Below are 14,806 nucleotides of genomic sequence, written 5' to 3'. Positions count from 1 at the left end.
CTTCGCCGGCAAGCCGGCTCCTACAGTGGTTCGCATTTCCCTGTAGGAGCTGGCTTGCCAGCGATAGCGAGTAATGCGAGCGGTCTCAATATCAATTGAATCTCAAGGCGAACGAATGAAGATTTCCCGTCAAGCCTACGCCGACATGTTCGGCCCCACCGTCGGTGACAAGGTCCGCCTGGCCGACACCGAGCTATGGATCGAAGTGGAACAGGACTTCACCACCTACGGCGAAGAAGTGAAATTTGGCGGCGGCAAGGTCATCCGTGACGGTCAGGGCCAGAGCCAATTGCTCGCCGCCGAAGTGGTCGACACCCTGATCACCAACGCGCTGATCATCGATCACTGGGGTATCGTCAAGGCAGACGTCGGCCTCAAGGATGGGCGCATCGCGGCGATCGGCAAGGCCGGCAACCCGGACATCCAGCCCAACGTCAACATCGCCATTGGCGCCAGTACCGAAGTCATCGCCGGCGAAGGCATGATCCTCACCGCAGGCGGCATCGACACCCACATCCACTTCATCTGCCCGCAGCAGATCGAAGAAGCGCTGATGAGCGGCGTGACCACCATGATCGGTGGCGGCACCGGCCCGGCGACCGGCACCAACGCCACCACCTGCACCTCCGGGCCGTGGCACCTGGCGCGCATGCTCCAGGCCGCCGATGCCTTCCCGATGAACATCGGCCTGACCGGCAAGGGTAACGCCAGCTTGCCCGAGCCGTTGATCGAACAGGTCAAGGCCGGTGCCATCGGCCTCAAGTTGCATGAAGACTGGGGCACCACCCCGGCGAGCATCGACAATTGCCTGAGCGTGGCCGACCGGTTCGACGTGCAGGTGGCGATCCACACCGACACCCTCAACGAATCCGGTTTCGTCGAGACCACCCTCGCCGCATTCAAGGGCCGCACCATTCACACCTACCACACCGAAGGTGCCGGTGGTGGCCACGCGCCGGACATCATCAAGGCCTGCGGTTTGGCCAACGTGCTGCCGAGTTCCACCAACCCGACCCGGCCGTTCACCCGCAACACCATCGATGAACACCTCGACATGCTGATGGTCTGCCATCACCTCGACCCGAGCATTGCCGAGGATGTGGCCTTCGCCGAAAGCCGCATCCGCCGCGAGACGATTGCCGCCGAAGACATCCTCCACGACCTCGGCGCGTTCTCGATGATCAGCTCCGACAGCCAGGCCATGGGCCGGGTCGGCGAAGTCATCACCCGCACCTGGCAGTCTGCCGACAAGATGAAAAAACAGCGCGGGCCGCTGCCCGGTGATGGTGAAGGCAACGACAACTTCCGCGCCAAGCGCTACATCGCCAAGTACACCATCAACCCGGCGATCACCCACGGCATCAGCCACGAAGTGGGCTCGGTGGAAGTGGGAAAATGGGCCGACCTGGTGCTCTGGCGCCCGGCATTTTTTGGTGTAAAACCGACGCTGATTCTCAAGGGCGGTGCCATCGCGGCCAGCCTGATGGGCGACGCCAACGCCTCGATCCCGACGCCACAACCGGTGCACTACCGCCCGATGTTCGCCAGCTACGGTGGCTCGCTGCACGCCACCAGCCTGACCTTCATCAGTCAGGCGGCACAGGATGCAGGCTTGCCTGAAGCGCTGGGGCTGAAGAAGAAAATCGCCGTGGTCAAAGGCTGCCGCGACGTGCAGAAAACCGACCTGATCCACAACGACTACCTGCCAAACATCGACGTTGATCCGCAGACCTATCAGGTCAAGGCCGACGGTGTGTTGTTGTGGTGTGAACCGGCGGATGTATTGCCGATGGCGCAGCGCTACTTCCTGTTCTGAGTTTGCCTGCGTCCGGCTCTGTAGCAGCTGCCGAGCTTGCGAGGCTGCGTTCGGCTCTGTAGCAGCTGTCGAGCCTGCGAGGCGGCGTTCGGCTGCGAAGCAGTCGTAAAACCAGACGAAGCGGTGTTTCAGATAAACCTCGCATCCAGAATTTACGACTGCTGCGCAGCCGAACGCCGCCTCGCAGGCTCGGCAGCTGCTACAGGGCCGAACGCAGGTTTCGACAGCGGCTACAGGGATCGGGTTTGTTGTTTGGCGATTATTGCCGCCATTTCCGGTTCATCCAGATGATCCAGCGCTTTATCCACCAACAAATGCACACCGTCAGCCATGCGGCTCAGCGCCAGGGCAACGGAGCGGCTTGAGCCTTGCACATGGTCGGCGAGGTCGGCGGCGATGGCACTGATGGACAGCAGGTCTTCCGAGGCGTTGGCCAGCAGTGATTCGGTGTTGACGTCCGGGCAGACGCTGAAGAGCTGGCCCTTGCGTTTGGGTGGTTTCTTTTCGGTGGGCGGGAAGTGATGGTCGAGGGCGCGTTCGGCGGCTTCGTGGAGCTTGTTGGAATCCAGGGACTCGTAGGGCGATGTCGGATCGGTTTCCGGGGGATTCGGTGTTGGTTTGAACATAGTTAAAACTCCGATGCTACTTAAAAAGGAGCCGTCACCATCTCGCTACCAAACGGAGGGTGGCGGCCATACGAAGGTTGGTAGACCGGGCATCGGAACCGGCGCCCCCGAAGGGACCCTGCGCATGGCCACCATAAAGCACAGCCCGATGAAAGGGCCGAACAGGGTGACGCTATGCGTCGATGCAACAGGTCTACCAAACCCGGCCGCTGTTTTTGTCAGCGACAGGGAAACGATAAAGCCCAAGAGCAAAGACGCACAAGCCGGCGGATTCTGGCGTAACCGTAGGCAATGGCACAAGGTTTTGTAGCTTTCGTGAAGTAACTTCGAGCACGGTTAAACAAGGCCTGTCGATCCATGTTTAAAAATGCAGGAAAGCGTTTTACCCACGATGAAAAACCCTCAGAAACTGAGGACGCTTCCCATATCCTTATGGCCCTTATCGATCGGCGAAAATTTCCAGTCGCGGCAACCGGGCTCGATCCATCGCTTGTCGGGTAAGCGCCAGAAGCCGTTGCCTGATTTGCCGGTCGATATCGCTCAACGCCTGGGCATAGGCATCGTCACTCATGAGTCGACCATCGGCGAATTCGTTTTCGCCTCTACCCAACTCGCGACAAAGCGCCTTGATCTCCACCTCCAGAACAGCCTTGGCGTCCAGCTCCACCGCCTCACCCCGACGCCGCAAGGCATCCTGCAACTCGGTGGTGGCATCGATACGTCTCTTCAAACCGTTGAGTTCTTCACCGTTCGCCGACTCCAGCCAGGTTCGCCACAGCGGTTGGTCAAGAATCCGCTCCACCAGCAAATCCCCCTCCTCCAGCGCCACGATCCGCTCGAACGCGGCTTCGATCATGCCCCTGCTGACCCCGGCCATCCTGCGGAACTGCATGCCCCGGGCCTGCCATGGAAGGTCGAGACGTTCAGCCAGATCGGTCATGTACGCCAGATGCACCTCAACCTCGTCGATAGTGCCGGTGACATTCCCCAGACCGTCGACTGCACGGAAGCGCTCACCGGCCGCCACTCGCGTCGCGACCCGCTGCCGGGCGATTGCTCCGAGTTCATCGAGTCGGGATTTGCCTCGAGCCAATACCAGCAATTGCGCCTCGACCAGATCTGCGCGCTGCAAGGCATAGGCTTCATGGATCAACACCTGCATGCCCATGGCATTGAACAATTGCGTCCCACCATCCACACATTCGGTGGGCGTGGCGGCCTCGCTGAACAGCTTCACCCGCAGCTCGTTGTCGCGGGCCATCGCCTCGATCATTCGCCAGACCTTGGCCGTCAGATCCACCTGATATTCGCCCTCGGCCTTGAAGTCGGCGGACATCGTGAGCTGACGGATTTCATTGAAAAACGGCAGCGAGTCGAATTCATCCTCGACTTCATCCCAGGCTTGCTGCTTGAGTTGCCATTGCCGTTCGGTCATACCCGCGTACCAGTCCGCGCTGTCCAACGTGCCTCGAGGCGGATAGAGACGCTCGGGGTCCATTCCGACCGACTCGATGTACATTTTGAGGGTGTCGAGGTTGTCCGCCGAGATCCAGCGTGGCTCGCGGCTGATCAGGGTCCGCGCCAGCAATTCGGCACGAAACGAACCGGGTGCGACATCAGGGATGTGGCTGATCGGGTTATTGCGCAGATCGAGAAAAATATTGCGCGGCCGCGGCTGGGCAAACAGTCCGATGGGCCAACTGTCCAGGCCCGTTCCATTGAGCAGCAACACTTGCAGTCGTGGCATCCGGCTGATGTCCGGAATGAGTTTCAGCGGGTTGCCTCGCAACCCCAATGCCCGCAGCCCCGTCAGCTTTTTCAGTCGATCCAGCGCCACGCCATCCAGCTCAATGCGGTTGTCATTGAGGAACAGATCACAGAGATGAGGCATGTCACTGATCACGGGCGGCACGGCGGTCAGCAGGTTGTCTTGCAGATTGAGGTACCTGACGCGGCGGAACGAATCCAGAAAGGGCAGGTGCTCGTCACGCAGTTCTGCGCTGCGCAGGTTCAGACTGGTTACATGGTCGAAATTAGCCTCCAGCTTCGGCAGGTTCGTCAGATGCCGACGAATCATCGGGAAATTGTCCAGATTCAATGCCTGCGGCAATACCACACCCGGCGCCTCCACCCCGGCAGGGCCGGTTCGCTGCCAGCATTGCCGGATCGCTTTATAAAGCTGCTCGCGCGCCTCCAACTCTAACCTTCCCGACGCGCTGAAACGAAAAGAAGCCGTCGGTGAGTCCACCCAACGTCGCAACACCCGGTTCAACTGATTGAACTCGGCCTCCAACGCAGCCAGTCGTTCATGGGCCGAACCGCCGTCGCGCATAAACCCCGTCAGCAACGCTTCGGCCTGCTCAGCCGTGAAGCCCGGATACAGTGACCGCGCCCGCCGCCGTAATCCCGTACCGCGCGGCACCTGCTGCGCATAACCTTGCATGCCACCGCGCAAGCGCATGACGGCCGGATCGTAAGCAGGCTTGAGGTTCGGGTTTTCCAGCAGGACTGGTGCCAGTCGTTCGCGGGCAATGGAGCGAGCCTTGATTGTTTCTTCCAGTCGAACATCGTCATGAATCTCAAACCCCAGCGCCACACGTGCGCGATCGGGCAATGCGTGCAGAACGGAGGCATACAGCGAGTCGTCACCGTGCAGATGCTGCTCGAGACCGTCCCACGCCTGATACTTTCCACCCGGCCCAAGAACCAGCACCTTTCGCTCCGGCGCATTCTGCGCACCGATGCTGTCGAGCAATGAACCCTGGGCGGAATACTCACGGATCTCCAGACGCAAATCCGCTGGCCAGCCCGGCAAGGTTTCAAGCGTGTGCAAGGCCAAGCGGTCGCTGTCGAGGGTGTGCAGTTCGTCGAGGTAAAGCCCTTCATAAGCGCGCGTCAGGCGCACCTGGCGCTCTGCATCCCGCGCCTGCTGCGCCAGCGTCAGGGGTATGCGCTGCTTATCATTCAAGTGCTGCAGATCGGAGGGTTGGGCGCGCTGTAACAGGTCTTCAGCCATGCCGGTGGAGAGCTGCGGGTAATCTCTTTTGAGCAGTCTCACCAACGGATTGCCCGAGCGCTCGCGACGTACATGCAGACTGTCGAAAAGCCGTCTGCCGGACTTGCTTGCCTGTGAGCCCAGCAGCGTTCGTATGGCATCGATTCGCGCCTGTCGATCACCGGCCAGCCATTGGCCTATAACCTCGCGCAGTTCCTGCTCTTCAAGAAAGTCGACAACTCGCTCAGGCAATCTCCCGGCGAGAACCTCCTGCCGCGACATTCTTAATGTCTGCCCCGGTTGCGCATCCACGTAACCTTCTTTAACCGTTGTGCCTGCCCCGTCCGTCTGGTCGAAGACCTCAATGGCTTTGCCCTCGGGCCAGCCCGGCAATTCGGTCATGAACTTCGAGACGAAATCGGCCCACTCCTCACCGATCCGCCCGGTGAGGATGCGTTGTGCACAAGCTGCCGCGTCGGCATGCGCCTTGAAGCGCTTGAGCGTGTCGACCAGCATGACCGGTGGGGTTTCATGTTCCACATGCATCCGCCTGAGCACGCTCTCGTGCACGCCGCTGACGAGCAGCGCCTGCTCAAGTGTCTCGTTGGAAAGCCCCTCCACTGAAGGCCCCAGGCGCCTGAGCAATCGGGTTTTGTCCCATTCCAGCGGCTGATCGAGTTCGGTCTTCCAGCTACCGGCACCGTTGTGTTCCAGCAATGGTTGATAGGCATCGGAGCGGGTTGGATGTTGCAAACGATGCCGTCCGGTCGCCGGGTCCTGTTTCACGCTGTAGGTCTTGCCCTCCAGTCGCAGGAGGTCCTGTTGCTGATGCTTGTACAGACCGTTGTCGCTGATCGGCGCGTCCACAGGCAGAGTCAATGTTTGCTCGTATGGACCCAGTTGCGGGTTCCACAACCGTTGCTTGCCGGCCACCTCCACCGGTTTCAGCCCCTCGACGAAAGGCGAAACCTTGATCGGCGTCGGCACGCCACCCGGCAATACGTGCCCGGCCCCCATGAGCGCCAGTTGCGCGAAGTTGATCAATACGCCATTGAGGTACGCCGAGGCCTCTTCCTTGTCGCCTTTATTCCAGTCTTCGACGCCTTCGGCCAGTTCGGCGAGCATTTGCGCGACCATGACGCCAAGCATGGCTTCACCCAGGCCCGGCACCAGCATCGCGGCGAAATTGAATATGTTCCAGCCGATCGACAGGTAACTGGTCAAGCGCTTGAAACGGGCCTGGGCATCCTCATCGTCGGTCGGCACGGCCATGTGACGGGCATCGGCAATGGCTTTGTCGCGGCGCTCGACAAACAACGTCTGCCACAGATCGCCAATGATCAGATTGGTGATCGGTTCGGCGTTGGGATTCTCGACCGCCGTTTCACGCCACCACGGCCCCATGTCGAGCGGTTCGCGCTGATGCCAGGTAAAGGTCGTGAGGCGTTCGTTGACCCGGGCGAAAAAATGCCCCTTGTCCTTGTGCGCCACGAACCGGCTGAAAAAGGCCTGGTACTCGGTATCGCGCAACTGGCCGATCAGCGTTTTCATGAACGCGGTCAGCGACGGATATTCCTTGAGCGGATGATCAGGGTCATCCGGCACATAGGCGATCAACGGACCAGACAAACGACTCTGCTGATAAATGTCCTCCTTGCGCAGCACATCGTCGACCACACCCTGCGGGCCATTGGCAAAGAACGCTTGTAACAGCTTGTACTGCTCGTATTCGTTGCCCGGTAAAACAGGAATGCGCCGCGACCAGTCGAGCCAGAACTTCAGGCTGTCGGGGGTCAACGCCTCGACGGCTTGCCTGGCCCGCGAGGGCTCGCTGACTGCGCTGAACAACACGATGCCGGTCAACCGGAAACCCATCAGCGATAGGCGATGGCAGCGCAATGGCTGGCCATAGAGCGTGATATCGGCGCGGCTTTGCCGAACATCGAGCAGCCTGCCGTAGGCGTGATCGCTGATGTCGCCGTTCAACCGGGCGATCAGTGCTGCCACATCAAAAGCCGCTTTCTCACTGGCGAGCGAGTCCTGCTGCAAGGTCTGCCGCGCCTTGGTTGTGGCGGGCAGCAGGATGGACTTGATGTGTTGCTGATACTGCCCGCCGATGTCCAGCTCCCGACACAAGGCTGCAAACCTTGGCAGGGGTATTTCCGGCATCCGCGCAAGCCTGCCACGCTGATCCTTGCGGTAAACACCCGAGCCGCTACGCCACGCGTCTTCAGCGGTTTCAGACGCCTCGAAGTTGTGCAATGCCGCTTCCAGCAACGTGGATGTGCGGACACGCGTGGCTCCGTTATCGATGACAAAGGCAATCTTGCTGGGTACTTCAAGTTCGACGCTCAGCTCACTGGCTTTTGCGGTGGTATTGAAATTCAACTGCAAAAGCGCGTCGAGCAGCGGCTCGGCAAAGGCATCGATGTCGTGCTGCAAGCGTCCCAGGGTCTTGTCCAGAACGCCTTGCAGGCGCCAACGCTCATCGATCAATTGTTTGAGGTACTGGCGGTCCATTTCCCGTGCGCCGCCATACCATTCGGGTATCCGTGGCCGCAGGGTTTCAAGGGTTTTCAACCTCGTTGGCGAGGCACTTTTGATAGCGTCCGGTATGACGCCCAGAACGCTTTGGTAATGAATGCCGGTGCTGTCGGCGGGAGACGTTTCGGTGGTTTCTATCGAGTTGCTTCCATGCAAATCAGACATTGGTCGATCACTTTCAAACAAGAAAAAGAGCCAACAGCTTATTCGCCAGTGCCTGAAACAAAAGTCCAAATAACTGTTTGGCAAGCACGCCGAAAGAGCCCGGACAGATCGAAAATCAGGGCGCCTTCAATACATAAATACCGCCACATAACCCGCCATTGATGCCAGCGCATGAGCGGTCGTGTTTTTTCCGGCGAAGAGGCTACTATTCGACTCGCGTCCTTCGATTCATGCTCAGGTAACCGCCATGCGTCTTTCCGAGTTCATCGTCTTAAACGTTGATCGCATCGTCGATGAGTGGGAGCAGTTCGCCAAAACCATCACCCCGGCCGCCGATGCCATGGACGGCGCCGCGTTGCGTGACCATGCCCGGTCGATACTGCTGGCCTCGGCCCGGGACATGTGCAAACCCCAGACACCCACCGAACAAGCAGCCAAGGCGCGCGGCGAAGGACCGGAGAAAACCCCGAGCCTGGACGAGGCCGGCGCCAGCCATGGCGAATTGCGTCATACCGTGGGTTTTGATCTGGTGCAGATGACCAGTGAGTTCCGTCATTTGCGCGCCTGTGTCATCCGCCTGTGGGTCAACAGCCTGCAATCGCCTGACCTGGCCTACTTCCAGGACATGATTCGTTTCAACGAAGCCGTCGACGAAGCCCTCGCTGAATCCACCGCCACCTACGCCGAACGGGTCAATCACTCGCGAGACATTTTTCTGGCAATCCTCGGCCATGACCTGCGCGCGCCCTTGCAGGCGGTGAGCATGTCCACCGAAATACTGCTACGCAAAGCCGCGCTGGAAGGTGATGCGCTCAAGTGCGCGATCAATATCCAGCGCAGCGCCGGGCACCTGGCGGTGATGGTCGGGGATTTACTGGAACTGGTGCGCAGCCGCCTGGGCAAGCACCTGCCGATCGAGGCGATGTCCATGGACCTGGCCGAAGCGGCGCGGGAAGCGATTGCCCGGGCCTGTGCCGGTCAACCGGAATGCGATCCGAACCTGGATGTACAGGGTGACACCTGCGGCATCTGGGACCCGCGCAGGCTCGATCAGATGCTGCAAAACCTGATCGGCAATGCCTTGCAGCACGGCTCAAGCAAACGTGAAGTGACGTTGACCCTCAAGGGCGAGGCCGACAGCGTTCGACTGACCGTGCACAACGACGGCATCCCGATTCCCGTCGACGCGATCCCGACGATTTTCGACCCGCTGGTGCGCAGCGCCAGCGAAGAACTCGGCGAGCCCACCACAAGCCTTGGGTTGGGGCTGTTTATCGTCAAGGAAGTGGTCGACGCCCACCAGGGGACGATTGAAGTCAGTTCCAATGAGAGCGATGGCACGACGTTTACCGTGGTGTTGCCGAGGAAAGTCTAGTCGCTTGCCGAGGGACGGCTTTTGTGGCGAGGGAGCTTGCTCCCGCTCGAGCGCGAAGCGGTCGCAAGCCCTGCAATTGCGCTGAACCTGTTGAAATGTGCTGACTCGATTTTTTTGGGGCTGCTGCGCAGCCCAGCGGGAGCAAGCTCCCTCGCCAGAGGATGGGTGTCACTCTTTGAGTTACTCGACCAACAAGCGCCCCAATCGCTGCTTGAGCATGCGGTTCTCGGCCCGCAGTTGCTGGACCTCTTCAAGCAGGTCCAGCGCCTGCCCAACGCAGCACTATCAGTTCTGATAGTTCCCAGCTTCTGGCCGCCCGAGTAAAACTGGGAGTACGAATTAAACCTCGAAGGCAGACCTTGTCATGACCGACCCCGCAAACAGTAATCGCCCCTTGCGCCAGTCACACACTCTCCTGCTAGCCACCGACAGTAAAAACTCGGTGCTGGTCGAAGTCGCTGACGGCAAGGCCAATTCAATCGCGTATTCAGTCTATGGTGAACAATCCGGGCGGCAGGAGATTAGCGGGCGACTGGGTTTTAACGGTGAGCTGCACGAGAGGCGATTTGGCTGGTATCTGCTGGGTAATGGCTACAGGGCTTACAACCCGGTGTTGATGCGTTTTCATAGTCCGGACAGCTTGAGCCCGTTTGGGAAGGGCGGGTTGAATCCGTATATATATTGTGTGGGGGATCCGGTGAATTTTTCGGACCCGACGGGGCATATAAGGTTTCGGCTCTTTTCCTTAAGAGGCGGGAGCCAATTGGGTAGTGCACCCAGTACCTCCAGCCTAACTTCCCTAATTCCCGATCCCACTCAAACACGTTCAATGGCTGCCCCAACCACGACACCGGCCAGGAAGCACTCAGATGTAACCACTCGAAATCTTAGCGATCACGCAACTCAAAATGGAGCGCCTCCACCGATTCCACCCAAGAAACAAATACCTCGTTTTAATGACTCGGGTGGGCAGGTGGGTATCATCAGCCCCAATTGGAAACCAAGTGAACCTCGTCGTTACAGTGAAATCTGGAAAAGCGAACCCTTTCAATACCCTGTGGCTCCTGTCCCCCCGACTAGAACACTAAAGGGTGGCGCCACCCGCCACTACTATGTGACTTACGACGCTAATGGCAACCCCCTGCAGAGCAGTGTTGAAAAAGTCGATTTGCACCAACTGCAAGAAAAAATTAAAAAGCTACGGGACTAAAACGTCTACTCGACCAACAACCGCCCCAATCGCTGCTTGAGCATGCGGTTCTCGGCCCGCAGTTGCTGGACTTCTTCGAGCAGGTCCAGCGCCAGGGCGACGCCTTCCCATTCCAGGTCAAGGTCGCGCCGCAGCTTGGCGGCGCGCTTGGCCAGGGTCAGCTCGTAGTCGTTGAAACGCCAGTCCTTGGGCTGAGTACCCTGAGGTTCGAGGATGCCGTGCTCGACGATTTCGATCACGTAGGCGTCCGACAACTCAGTCGCCTCACAGAATTCTGCCATGTCCAGTTGAACGATCAGGGGACTGCTCATTGTCAGTGACTCCTTGGTTCTATGGGATCAAAAATGCTCACGCGGATCGAACGCGGCTTTTTTCGCCAGTTCCTGCCACAGCGCCTTGATGTCATCGTCGGATTTCTTCGGCATCACGGCCTTCAGTTGCACGAACAGGTAACCGCGCTCACCGGCCTTGTTCATCAGGCCATGGCCCTTGGCGCGCATGCGCTGGCCGTTCTGGCTGCCCGCCGGCACCTTGAGGTTGATCTTGCCGGTCAGGGTCGGCACGGCGACTTCGGCGCCCAGCGCCAGTTCCCACGGCGCCAATGGCAAGGTGATGATCAGGTTCTCGCCTTCAACGTCGTATTTCGGATGCGGTGCAAAACGGATCGTCAGGTACAGGTCGCCATTGGCGCCGCCACCCACGCCCGGAGCGCCCTGCCCCTTGAGGCGAATACGCTCGCCGTCGGTCACGCCGGCCGGGATCTTCACGTTCAGGCTTTTGCTGGTATTGCTCACATGCTGGCCAGCCGCGTTGTACTGCGGCACCTGGAAGGTGACCTTCTTCGACTCGGTCGACAGCGTTTCTTCGAGAAAAACCCCAAGTTCCATTTCCACGTCTTGCCCTCGACGTCCTGTGCTGCGACGCGACTGTTCTCCACCACCAAACCCAGGCCCACGGTTACCGAAGATCGAACTGAAAAAGTCCGAGAAATCGCCCGTGTCCTGGCCGCCGCCACCAAAACCGCCACGGCTCTGCCAGCCCGGTGGTCCCTGGAATGGCTGACCGTGCTGGCCATAGCGGCGCAGATCATCGTATTCGGCGCGTTTGTCGGCGCTTTTCAGTGCTTCATAAGCTTCCGAGGCGTCCTTGAACTTCGCCTCGGCATCCTTTTCCTTGCTGACGTCGGGGTGGTATTTGCGCGCCAGCTTGCGATAGGCGGCCTTGATCGCCTTATCGTCTGCGGTCGGCGCCACGCCGAGAATCTTGTAATAGTCTTTGAAGTCCATCGCGGGAATCACCATCCGTTATCAAAATCGCGCCACAGGCCACAGCATGCGCTTGTTTGCAGCCATTGGTTCGACCGATCTCATTTTTGTGACCGGGCGGCGCAGCAGAAGTTTATCGGCAGCAGACGGGGCTTCTTGCGAGCACTCCCGTGGCTGTCCGGTTGATGCAGGGTAGTTTGGGGGCGATGGTTCGTCTTTCAAGGATCGTCAGGCGAGATTTAGCAGATAACCGGCCTTCGAATCTGTCGCGCACTGGCATACACTGCGCGGCCGTTTTTTAACCGGAACCTGAAAGACATGAACAACGCATCTCCAGCCCGTGCCGTGGGTATCGACTTCGGCACGTCCAACTCCACCGTCGGCTGGCTGCGCCCCGGCATGGAAACGCTGATCGCGCTGGAGGACGACAAGATCACCCTGCCGTCGGTGGTCTTCTTCAACATCGAAGAACGCCGCCCGGTTTATGGCCGGCTGGCGCTGCACGAGTATCTGGAAGGTTATGAAGGCCGCCTGATGCGCTCGCTCAAGAGTCTGCTGGGTTCCAAGCTGATCAAGCACGACACCAGCGTCCTCGGCACGGCGATGCCGTTCAAGGACTTGCTCGGGCTGTTCATCGGCCAGCTCAAGAGCCGCGCCGAAACGGCCGCCGGTCGGGAATTCGAAGAAGTGGTGCTGGGTCGCCCGGTGTTCTTTGTCGATGACGACCCGATGGCCGACAAGGAAGCCGAAGACACCCTGGTGGACGTGGCACGCAAGATCGGCTTCAAGGAAGTCTCGTTCCAGTTCGAACCGATTGCCGCGGCATTCGACTACGAGTCGACCATCGAGAAAGAAGAGCTGGTGCTGATCGTCGACATCGGCGGTGGTACGTCCGACTTCTCCCTGGTGCGCCTGTCGCCAGAGCGTCGTGCTGTGGAAAACCGTCAGGACGACATCCTCGCCACCGGCGGCGTGCACATCGGCGGGACCGACTTCGACAAGCAACTCTCGCTGGCCGGCCTGATGCCACTGTTCGGCTACGGCAGCCGGATGAAGAGCGGCGCCTACATGCCCACCAGCCACCACATGAACCTGGCGACCTGGCACACCATCAACTCGGTGTACTCACAGAAATCGCAACTGGCCCTGGGCAGCATGCGCTACGACATCGAAGACACCGGCGGCATCGATCGCCTGTTCAAGCTGATCGAGCAGCGCGCCGGGCACTGGCTGGCCATGGAAGTGGAAGAAACCAAGATCCAGCTGACCCACGCCGACAACCGCCACGTGCCACTGGACCGCATTGAAGCCGGCCTGAGCGTGGACTTGAGCCGTGCGCTGTTCGAGTCGGCCATCGACAACCTGCTGGAGCGGGTGCGCAACAGCGTCACCCAACTGCTGGCAAACGCCGATGTGCGGGTCGATCAAGTCGATACGGTGTTCTTCACCGGCGGTTCGAGCGGCATTCCGGCGCTGCGCAACAGCGTCTCGGCGATGCTGCCGAAGGCGCGGCATGTGGAAGGGAACATCTTTGGCAGTATCGGTAGTGGTCTGGCGATTGAAGCAGCCAAACGTTACGGCTCGATGGACTGATCCAAAACCGAGGCACTCCCTTCGCTGGCAAGCCAGCTCCTACAGGATTGATGCAAAACCTGTAGGAGCTGGCTTGCCAGCGAAGGCGTCAGATCAGGCACCACATTTACCTGATCAAACCATCCCCACCTGCTTCAACTCGCTCTTCAGATACGCGTAGTAAATCGGCCCCGCCACCACCCCCGGCAGGCCGAACGCGGCCTCGAACACCAGCATCGCCAGCAGCAACTCCCATGACTTGGCACTGATCTGCCCGCCGACGATGCGCGCGTTGAGGAAGTATTCGAGCTTGTGGATAAAAATCAGGTAACCGAGCGCCGCCACGGCAACCCAGATCGACAGCGACAGGCCGACAATGGTGATCAGGGTGTTCGACATCAAATTGCCGATCACCGGCAGCAGGCCGAGCAGGAACGTCAGCACGATCAGGGTTTTGGTCAGCGGCAGCTTGATGCCGAACAGTGGCAGGATCACCGCCAGGAAAATCCCGGTGAAAAAGGTGTTGAGCAGGGAAATCTTGATCTGGGCGAACACGATGTTGCGAAACGCCTGGACCAGCAGGTGCAAACGATCAAACAGCGCGGCAGCCAGCGGTTTGCGCTTGGTCAGGTCCGGCACGCGCTGCAGGGCTATGATTGCGCCCAACACCATGCCGATCAGCAACGTCACGAACATGTGCGCCGCGTCCTTGCCCACCAGTTGCAACTCGCTGAGGTGCTTGCTGACCCATTCGCCGATCGCCACGCGAAACTCAGCGGCACTGGCCGGCAGATAGGCGTCGATGAACGGCGGCAGTTGCCCGCGCGCGCGGTCGACCACGCCCATGAACTTGTCGAGGGAAGCGCCGGGGTTTTCCGCCTCGTGCAGCAGGAAGCTGAAGGCACCGGCAAAGATCAGCGACAGCACGCTGACAATCAGAGTCCCCAGCAATGCCACCGCGAGCCAGCGCGCACGCCGGCCTTCGATCAACCGTTGTAGTTGCGGGGTGAGCATGTTGACCAGTTCGAACACCAGCAACCCGGCAAGCAAGCTCGGCAGCAACCGCAGCGGCAGGACCAGCAGCAACCCGCCAAAAATGATGACCCAGCTGATGACCAGCAAAATTTGACGCTGAGAAAACGTTGGCATACAGCCTCAAAAACGAACGGCGTAAAAAGGATTGGCAGTCTGCCAGCGATCCGGTGCGAGCACTAGGATTGTGTGGATCGACCTTGGTC

General features: G+C 59.6%; 9 protein-coding genes and 1 pseudogene. 4 read left to right on the top strand and 6 right to left on the bottom strand.

Annotated elements, in window-relative coordinates; all coding sequences use genetic code 11:
• Window positions 1-115: 115 nt before the first annotated feature.
• Window positions 116-1,816 carry an urease subunit alpha gene (gene ureC, locus AC07XF_RS18470; RefSeq protein ID WP_495027569.1) on the top strand — a complete coding sequence of 567 codons (1,701 nt, stop codon included), beginning with the start codon at window positions 116-118 and terminating at the stop codon, window positions 1,814-1,816.
• A gap of 230 nt (window positions 1,817-2,046) precedes the next feature.
• Here the strand turns inward: ureC and AC07XF_RS18465 are convergent, their stop codons facing one another.
• Window positions 2,047-2,442, bottom strand: a complete 396-nt coding sequence (locus AC07XF_RS18465; RefSeq protein WP_495027568.1) for a DUF6124 family protein — start codon at window positions 2,440-2,442, stop codon at window positions 2,047-2,049.
• Between the two features lie 439 nt (window positions 2,443-2,881).
• A complete protein-coding gene (locus AC07XF_RS18460) occupies window positions 2,882-8,146 on the bottom strand; it encodes a dermonecrotic toxin domain-containing protein (RefSeq protein ID WP_495027567.1) in 5,265 nt (1,754 codons plus the stop codon).
• A gap of 247 nt (window positions 8,147-8,393) precedes the next feature.
• On the opposite strand from AC07XF_RS18460, the gene AC07XF_RS18455 reads away from it, so the two are divergent.
• Window positions 8,394-9,521 carry a sensor histidine kinase gene (locus tag AC07XF_RS18455; protein WP_495027566.1) on the top strand — a complete coding sequence of 376 codons (1,128 nt, stop codon included), beginning with the start codon at window positions 8,394-8,396 and terminating at the stop codon, window positions 9,519-9,521.
• A gap of 180 nt (window positions 9,522-9,701) precedes the next feature.
• Here the strand turns inward: AC07XF_RS18455 and AC07XF_RS18450 are convergent.
• A pseudogene (locus AC07XF_RS18450) lies at window positions 9,702-9,797 on the bottom strand (chaperone modulator CbpM); the annotation flags it as partial.
• A gap of 88 nt (window positions 9,798-9,885) precedes the next feature.
• Here AC07XF_RS18450 and AC07XF_RS18445 point away from each other — a divergent pair.
• Complete coding sequence (locus AC07XF_RS18445; RefSeq protein ID WP_495027565.1) at window positions 9,886-10,731, top strand: RHS repeat-associated core domain-containing protein; 846 nt, start codon at window positions 9,886-9,888, stop codon at window positions 10,729-10,731.
• A 5-nt stretch (window positions 10,732-10,736) separates the two neighbouring features.
• Here AC07XF_RS18445 and AC07XF_RS18440 read toward each other — a convergent pair whose 3' ends face one another.
• The gene (locus AC07XF_RS18440; RefSeq protein ID WP_495027564.1) at window positions 10,737-11,042 is read right to left on the bottom strand and encodes a chaperone modulator CbpM; all 306 of its coding nucleotides are present in this window, start codon (window positions 11,040-11,042) and stop codon (window positions 10,737-10,739) included.
• A 27-nt stretch (window positions 11,043-11,069) separates the two neighbouring features.
• A complete protein-coding gene (locus AC07XF_RS18435; RefSeq protein WP_495027563.1) occupies window positions 11,070-12,017 on the bottom strand; it encodes a DnaJ C-terminal domain-containing protein in 948 nt (315 codons plus the stop codon).
• Window positions 12,018-12,314: 297 nt separating this feature from the next.
• Between AC07XF_RS18435 and AC07XF_RS18430 the strand changes: the two genes are divergently transcribed.
• Complete coding sequence (locus AC07XF_RS18430; protein ID WP_495027562.1) at window positions 12,315-13,589, top strand: Hsp70 family protein; 1,275 nt, start codon at window positions 12,315-12,317, stop codon at window positions 13,587-13,589.
• Between the two features lie 114 nt (window positions 13,590-13,703).
• Here the strand turns inward: AC07XF_RS18430 and AC07XF_RS18425 are convergent, their stop codons facing one another.
• Window positions 13,704-14,717, bottom strand: coding sequence for an AI-2E family transporter (locus tag AC07XF_RS18425; protein ID WP_116263033.1), 1,014 nt, complete (start codon window positions 14,715-14,717; stop codon window positions 13,704-13,706).
• Window positions 14,718-14,806 lie beyond the last annotated feature (89 nt).

It is taken from the genome of Pseudomonas sp. GW821-FHT01C01, from assembly GCF_059422645.1.
Note: the sequence above shows the minus strand (reverse complement) of the source record. Positions and strands in the feature narration are given on the sequence as shown.

Excerpts from the sequence above, each read along its gene's own strand:
- AC07XF_RS18445 (WP_495027565.1), top strand. The coding sequence starts at position 9,886 with ATGACCGACCCCGCAAACAGTAATCGCCCCTTGCGCCAGTCACACACT.
- AC07XF_RS18440 (WP_495027564.1), bottom strand. The coding sequence starts at position 11,042 with ATGAGCAGTCCCCTGATCGTTCAACTGGACATGGCAGAATTCTGTGAG.
- ureC (WP_495027569.1), top strand. The coding sequence starts at position 116 with ATGAAGATTTCCCGTCAAGCCTACGCCGACATGTTCGGCCCCACCGTC.
- AC07XF_RS18430 (WP_495027562.1), top strand. The coding sequence starts at position 12,315 with ATGAACAACGCATCTCCAGCCCGTGCCGTGGGTATCGACTTCGGCACG.
- AC07XF_RS18460 (WP_495027567.1), bottom strand. The coding sequence starts at position 8,146 with ATGTCTGATTTGCATGGAAGCAACTCGATAGAAACCACCGAAACGTCT.
- AC07XF_RS18425 (WP_116263033.1), bottom strand. The coding sequence starts at position 14,717 with ATGCCAACGTTTTCTCAGCGTCAAATTTTGCTGGTCATCAGCTGGGTC.
- AC07XF_RS18435 (WP_495027563.1), bottom strand. The coding sequence starts at position 12,017 with ATGGACTTCAAAGACTATTACAAGATTCTCGGCGTGGCGCCGACCGCA.
- AC07XF_RS18455 (WP_495027566.1), top strand. The coding sequence starts at position 8,394 with ATGCGTCTTTCCGAGTTCATCGTCTTAAACGTTGATCGCATCGTCGAT.
- AC07XF_RS18465 (WP_495027568.1), bottom strand. The coding sequence starts at position 2,442 with ATGTTCAAACCAACACCGAATCCCCCGGAAACCGATCCGACATCGCCC.